Origin of the sequence: Thiohalobacter sp. (assembly GCF_027000115.1) — a bacterium.
Classification (GTDB): Bacteria; Pseudomonadota; Gammaproteobacteria; order Thiohalobacterales; family Thiohalobacteraceae; genus JALTON01.
This window is the reverse complement of sequence record NZ_JALTON010000014.1, coordinates 1-6,336: the sequence shown is the minus strand read 5'-3', so window position 1 is coordinate 6,336 and position 6,336 is coordinate 1. Positions and strand designations below refer to the sequence as shown.

Below are 6,336 nucleotides of genomic sequence, written 5' to 3'. Positions count from 1 at the left end.
GTGCGCGACTTCACCATCAGGGCCCGGGCGGGCAACAGACCGCCCATATCACAGAGGCCGAATATATGCAGGCAACCGACCCCACCTGTCTTCCGGCGTCTTGCAAAACGGGGGAGTCCATATATGTTTTCCGTGCCGTCCGTGGCGCTCTTGATCTTCGCCCTTCAGGCCGGGAAGAACAGTCGCCGCAGCTCCGACCCGGGATCCTCGGCGCGCATGAAGGCCTCGCCGACCAGGAAGGCGTTCACATCGGCCGCACGCATGCGGGCCACGTCGGCCGGGGTGTGGATGCCACTCTCGGTGACCACCAGCCGGTCCGCGGGAATGCGGTCCAGCAGATCCAGGGTGGTGTCCAGCGACACCTCGAAGCTGCGCAGGTCGCGGTTGTTGATGCCGACCAGGCGCGCGGGCAGCGCCAGCGCCCGTTCCAGTTCGGCGGCATCGTGCACTTCCACCAGCACATCCATGCCCAGTTCGTGGGCGAGGTCGGTCAGCGTTCGCAACTGCGCGTCGTCCAGGGCGGCGACGATGAGCAGGATGCAGTCCGCCCCGATCATCCGCGCCTCCAGCACCTGCCAGGGATCGAGCATGAAGTCCTTGCGCAGCACCGGCAGGCTACAGGCCTCACGCGCCTGTTGCAGATAGGCATCACGCCCCTGGAAGAAGTCCTCGTCGGTCAGCACCGACAGGCAGGCCGCGCCGCCGGCCTCGTAGCTGCGCGCGATGTCGGCCGGGCGGAAGTCCTCGCGCAACACCCCCTTGCTGGGCGACGCCTTCTTGATCTCGGCGATCACCGCCGGCTGGCCGGCATGGACACGGGTCTCCAGCGCGGTGACAAAGCCGCGCGGCGGCGGCGCGTCCCGCAGGCGCTCGCGCAGGGCCGCCTCGGGCAGCCGCGCCGAGCGCCCGGCGATCTCCTCGCGCTTGCGCGCAAGAATCCGCTCCAGGATGTCGGGCAGATCGCTCATGACGAAGCCAGGCTCCCGCTGAACTCGATCAACCGTTCCAGGCGCGTGGCGGCCTCGCCGCTGTCGATGGCCTCGGCCGCCCGCTTCACCCCGCCCTCCAGATCACCCGCCAACCCGGCCGCGTAGATGGCGGCACCGGCGTTCAGGACCACGATGTCACGTGCCGGACCGGGCGTGCCGGCCAATACCTCGCGGATGCGCGCCAGGCTCTGCTCGGCCGAGTCCACTGCCAGCGTCGAGCCATCGGCGCGGCCCATGCCGAACTGCTCGGGTTCGATGGTGTAGCGCTCGATCAGCCCGTCCCGGAGTTCAGCCACATGGGTCTCGGAACCGATGCTGATCTCGTCCAGCCCGTCCGCGGCATGCACCACCAGCACATGCGCGCTGCCAAGGCGCTTCAGCACCTCGGCCAGCGGCTCCAGCCAGCGGTCATCGAATACGCCCAGCACCTGGTTGGGTGCACCCGCGGGATTGGTCAGCGGGCCCAACAGGTTGAACAGCGTGCGCACGCCCATTTCCTTGCGCGGGCCGATGGCATGCTTCATGGCACCATGGTGTTTCGGGGCGAACAGGAAGCCGACGCCGACCTCCTCCACGCACCGGGCGACCTGCTCCGGCGTGAGATCCAGGTTCACCCCGGCGGCCTCCAGCACATCGGCGCTGCCACAGGTGCTGGAGACGGAACGATTGCCGTGCTTGGCCACCCGGGCGCCGGCCGCGGCAGTGACGAAGGCACTGGCGGTGGAGATGTTGAAGGTGGAAGCGCCGTCACCGCCCGTGCCACAGGTGTCGACCAGATGCGGCCCGGACACCTTCACCGGCGTCGCCAGCTCTCGCATCACCTCGGCCGCGGCGGCGATTTCGTCGACCGTTTCGCCCTTCATCCGCAGGCCGATCAGAAAGCCGCCAATCTGCGCCGGGGTAGCGCCGCCGGTCATGATGGTGCGCATCGCCTCGCGCATCTCTTCCCGGCCGAGGTCCTGCCGCTCGGTCACGGCCCTTATCGCCGCCTGCATGTCCATGGTTCTGTCCTCTGTGCTCCGGGCAAGGCGTGAAGCAAACCGTTTGATGGGCACGGCCCTCCGGGCCTTTGCCCATCCTACGGACCCCTCACGCCTCACCCGCGAAGAAAATTCCGCAGCATGTCGTGCCCGTGCTCGGTCAGGATCGATTCCGGGTGAAACTGCACGCCCTCGACCGCCAGCTCCCGGTGCCGCACGCCCATGATCTCGTCCATCTGCCCGTCCACCTCGGTCCAGGCTGTGATCTCCAGACAATCGGGCAGGGTCTCCCGCTCGATCACCAGCGAATGATAGCGCGTCGCCTCCAATGGATTCGGCAGCCCCCGGAACACCCCTTCGTCATGGTGATGGATCATGGAGGTCTTGCCATGCATGATCGCCGAGGCATGCACGATGCGCCCGCCGAAGGCCTGGCCGATACTCTGGTGGCCCAGACAGACGCCGAGAATGGGAACCCTGCCCGCGAAATGGCGAATCGCCGCCACCGATACCCCGGCCTCGTTGGGCGTGCAGGGGCCGGGCGAGATCACCAGGTGATCGGGCGCCAGGGCCTCGATCTGCTCCAGGGTGATCTCGTCGTTGCGGTACACCCGCACATCCTCTCCCAGCTCCCCGAAATACTGCACCAGGTTGTAGGTGAAGGAATCGTAGTTGTCGATCATCAGCAGCATGTGTGTAAACCCGACGCAAAGGCGCAAAGGCGCGGAGTACTAGAGATTGTTCACGATTCTCTTGATGCCATTCCTGAGCACGGCCACATTGAAATTGATCAGCAACCCCAGCCGCTTGCCGGTCATGCGCAGATAGGACAACAGCTGCGCCTCGTGAACAGGCAGCAAGGACTCGACTACCTTGAGCTCCACGATCAGCAGATCGGCAACCAGCAGATCGACCCGATACCCGCTAGTGAACTCAAGGCCCTTGTAACGCGCCGGGATCAGCACCTCGGCCCGACAGGGCACACCGGGCAGCTCCAGCTCGTGCACCAGGGCCTGGCGATAAACCGATTCCAGCAGACCCGGCCCCAGAATCCGGTGCACCTCTATGGCTGCGCCGATAAGCAGCCGGGAAACCCGATTCTCGTCCATTTTCGCATTCCCTTGCGTCCTCCGCGCCTTCGCGTCTTTGCGTTGGCTCTCAATCCGGCTTGCGCGTCTCGCCCAGCCCCGCTTCGGCGAGGGTGACGGCGCGGAAGATGGCACGCCCCTTGTTCATGGTCTCTTCCCACTCGTTGGCAGGCACCGAGTCGTGGACGATGCCGGCGCCGGCCTGGATATGCAGGGTGCCATCCTTGATCACGGCGGTACGGATGGCGATAGCGGTATCCATGTTGCCGTTCCAGGCGATGTAGCCGACCGCGCCGGCATAGACACCCCGTTTGACCGGCTCCAGCTCGTCGATGATCTCCATGGCGCGGATCTTGGGCGCGCCGCTGACGGTGCCTGCGGGAAAGGTGGCGCGCAGCACGTCGATGGCGGACAGACCCGGCCGCAGCCGCCCCTGGACGTTGGAGACGATGTGCATCACGTGCGAGTAGCGCTCGATGACCATCTTCTCGGTCAGCTCCACGCTGCCGATCTCGGCAATGCGGCCGACGTCGTTGCGACCCAGGTCGATCAGCATCAGGTGCTCGGCCAGCTCCTTGGGGTCGGACAGCAGGTCCCGCTCCAGGGCCAGGTCCTCGGCCTCGGTGCGCCCCCGCGGCCGGGTGCCGGCGATCGGTCGTACCGTGACCACGCCGTCCTCCAGCCGGGTGAGGATCTCCGGCGAGGAACCGACCACGTGGAAGTCGCCGAGATCCAGGTAGAACATGTAGGGCGAGGGATTGAGGCTGCGCAGCGCCCGGTAGAGATCGATGGGCCGGGCGCGGAAGGGGATGGACAGGCGCTGCGACAGCACTACCTGCATGACATCGCCCTCGACGATGTACGCCTTGCAGCGCGCCACCGCGGCCTCGAAGCCCTCCCGGGTGAAGCCGGAGACGAAGTCCTGCTCGCTGACCTCGACCCCGCTGACCGGCACATGCCGCGCCACCTCGCGGTCGAGCAGACCCACCAGTTCGTCGAGCCGCGCCTGCCCGGCGGCGTAGGCATCGCCCTCGGCCGGATCGACATGCACCACCACGTACAGCTTGCCGCTGAGGTTGTCGAACACCACCACCTCGTCCGACAGCATCAGCAGGATATCGGGGTTGCCCAGCGGATCCGGTTTCTCTCCCCCCGCCAGCCGTGGCTCGATGTAGCGCACGGTGTCGTAGCCGAAATAGCCGACCAGGCCGCCGGTGAACCGCGGCAGGCCCTCGACCTCGGGCACCCGGAAACGGGCCTGGAAGGCCTCGATCCAGGCCAGCGGGTCCTCGGCGGTCGCGGTTTCCACGATCGCGCCGTCGGTTGCCACCTCGATGTCGTGGCCGCGAACGCGCAGGGTGGTGCGCGCCGGGAGGCCGATGATGGAATAGCGCCCCCACTTTTCGCCGCCCTGCACCGACTCGAACAGGTAGGAACCGGGTCCGGCGGCAAGCTTGAGGTAGGCCGACAGCGGGGTGTCGAGATCGGCGAGGACCTCGCGCATCAGCGGGATGCGGTTGTAGCCCTCGCGGCCGAGTTGTTGGAACTGGTTGACGTCCATCCGTTCATCCTGGATCTGGGGCGTTCATGCCTGGCTGGCCCCGCCTCGCGGGCGGGGTACGCGACGGGTTCAGGCGTCGCGACGCCATCGCCGGCCTGGCCGGTCGTCCCGGGAACGGAAGGTCTCGAATGCCATGTCAGGCGACCTGCTCCAGCAAGATCTTTATCTGATCCAGCGAATCTATCACGGCATCGGGGTGGGAATCACGAATGTCCTGGCCGTGATTGTAGCCGTAGCTCATGCACACGATCTGGAAACCGGCGGCGCGGGCGGCCTTCACGTCGCTGACCGAGTCGCCGACCATCAGGCTTTCCTGCGGACCGACGCCAAAGAAGTCCGCGGCATGCAGCAGCGGCAGCGGGTCCGGCTTCTTCCGCGGCAGGCTGTCGCCGCTGATGATGATGCCGAAGTAGTCGGCAATGCCCAGCTCGGCCAGCAGCGGCTCGGTGAAGCGCGCGGCCTTGTTGGTCACGCAGCCCAGCGTGTAGCCCGCGGACCGGAGCCAGACCAGGCCCTCGGGCACGCCGGGGTACAGGCGGCTGCGCTTCGCCGTGTTCTCGGCATAGAGTTCCAGAAAGATGGGGTAGGCCTGCTCGAACAGGGCCGCATCCGGCTCGCCCTCGAGCTGGCCGACCAGCGCCCGGCGCACCAGCCGCTCGACGCCGTTGCCGACCCAGTTGCGGACCTTGTCCTCGCCGTGCGGCGGCAGGCCGAGCCGGCGCATCATCTCGTCCACGCAATAGGCGAGATCGGGCACCGAGTCGACCAGGGTACCGTCGACATCGATGAGAACCATTCGGGGCTTTCTGAGTTTCATGGGAATAATGGAGTGCGTGGTGCGCGGGTGGCGGGCCACCGCCACCCGTTCTCGCCCGCGGGCGGGCGTCAGCCGACCTTGGCCAGCTCGTCGCGCATCTGCTTGACGATGCTGTCGTAGCGATGCGGATCGCTGTCCGACCCCTTGCCGAAGATCCCGGAACCGGAAACGAAGGTGTCGGCGCCAGCGGCGGCGATCTCCGCAATGTTGTCCACCTTGACGCCACCGTCGATCTCCAGACGGATGTCGCGACCGGAGGCATCGATCAGCTTGCGTGCCTCGCGCAGCTTGTCCAGCGCGGAGGGAATGAAGCTCTGGCCGCCGAAGCCGGGGTTGACCGACATCAGCAATACCATGTCCACCTTGTCCATCACATAGGTGAGGTAGTCCAGCGGCGTTGCCGGGTTGAACACCAGGCCCGCCTTGCAGCCCTCGTTGTGGATGAGCTGCAGGGTGCGGTCGATGTGCTCGCTGGCCTCGGGATGGAAGGTGATGTAGGTCGCCCCGGCCTGGGCAAAGTCGGGAATGATGCGATCCACCGGCTTGACCATGAGGTGCACGTCGATGGGCGCGGTCACGCCATGCTTGCGCAGGGCCTCGCAGACCAGCGGGCCGATGGTCAGATTGGGCACATAGTGGTTGTCCATGACATCGAAATGCACGATGTCGGCGCCGGAGGCGAGTACGTTGTCCACTTCCTCGCCGAGCCGTGCGAAATCGGCCGACAGGATCGAGGGTGCGATGAGATAATCCGCCATGGTCTGGGCTCCCGGTGTTGAGCTGTCTGGGTTCGTTGAATTCCGAAAGCTGCGCACTGTACCCTAAGCGCCAGCCATTTTCAGCCATCGGCGGCGGTCCCGGGCTGTCACGCGTATCCCCCGCACTTCGACCGCACGCGCGC

The 6,336-nt window shown here is 66.4% G+C and carries 7 protein-coding genes; all 7 read right to left on the bottom strand.

The window, feature by feature from the left end; translation table 11 throughout:
* Positions 1-164: 164 nt before the first annotated feature.
* The 7 genes from trpC to rpe all read right to left on the bottom strand — a co-directional run bounded on the left by trpC (position 165) and on the right by rpe (position 6,193).
* Complete coding sequence (gene trpC / locus MVF76_RS01755; protein WP_297527065.1) at positions 165-968, bottom strand: indole-3-glycerol phosphate synthase TrpC; 804 nt, start codon at positions 966-968, stop codon at positions 165-167.
* On the bottom strand, positions 965-1,990 hold the full coding sequence (gene trpD, locus MVF76_RS01750; RefSeq protein ID WP_297527063.1) for an anthranilate phosphoribosyltransferase: 1,026 nt from the start codon (positions 1,988-1,990) through the stop codon (positions 965-967). Before trpD ends, trpC begins: the two co-directional genes overlap by 4 nt.
* A 95-nt stretch (positions 1,991-2,085) precedes the next feature.
* Complete coding sequence (locus tag MVF76_RS01745) at positions 2,086-2,661, bottom strand: aminodeoxychorismate synthase component II (protein WP_297527061.1); 576 nt, start codon at positions 2,659-2,661, stop codon at positions 2,086-2,088.
* 39 nt (positions 2,662-2,700) lie between these two features.
* A complete protein-coding gene (locus tag MVF76_RS01740; protein WP_297527059.1) occupies positions 2,701-3,078 on the bottom strand; it encodes a GxxExxY protein in 378 nt (125 codons plus the stop codon).
* A 49-nt stretch (positions 3,079-3,127) separates the two neighbouring features.
* Positions 3,128-4,618: an anthranilate synthase component I gene (gene trpE, locus MVF76_RS01735; protein WP_297527056.1), complete on the bottom strand. Its 1,491-nt coding sequence runs from the start codon at positions 4,616-4,618 to the stop codon at positions 3,128-3,130.
* Between the two features lie 136 nt (positions 4,619-4,754).
* The gene (locus MVF76_RS01730) at positions 4,755-5,435 is read right to left on the bottom strand and encodes a phosphoglycolate phosphatase (protein ID WP_297527054.1); all 681 of its coding nucleotides are present in this window, start codon (positions 5,433-5,435) and stop codon (positions 4,755-4,757) included.
* Between the two features lie 68 nt (positions 5,436-5,503).
* Complete coding sequence (gene rpe / locus MVF76_RS01725; protein WP_297527052.1) at positions 5,504-6,193, bottom strand: ribulose-phosphate 3-epimerase; 690 nt, start codon at positions 6,191-6,193, stop codon at positions 5,504-5,506.
* Positions 6,194-6,336: the final 143 nt, after the last annotated feature.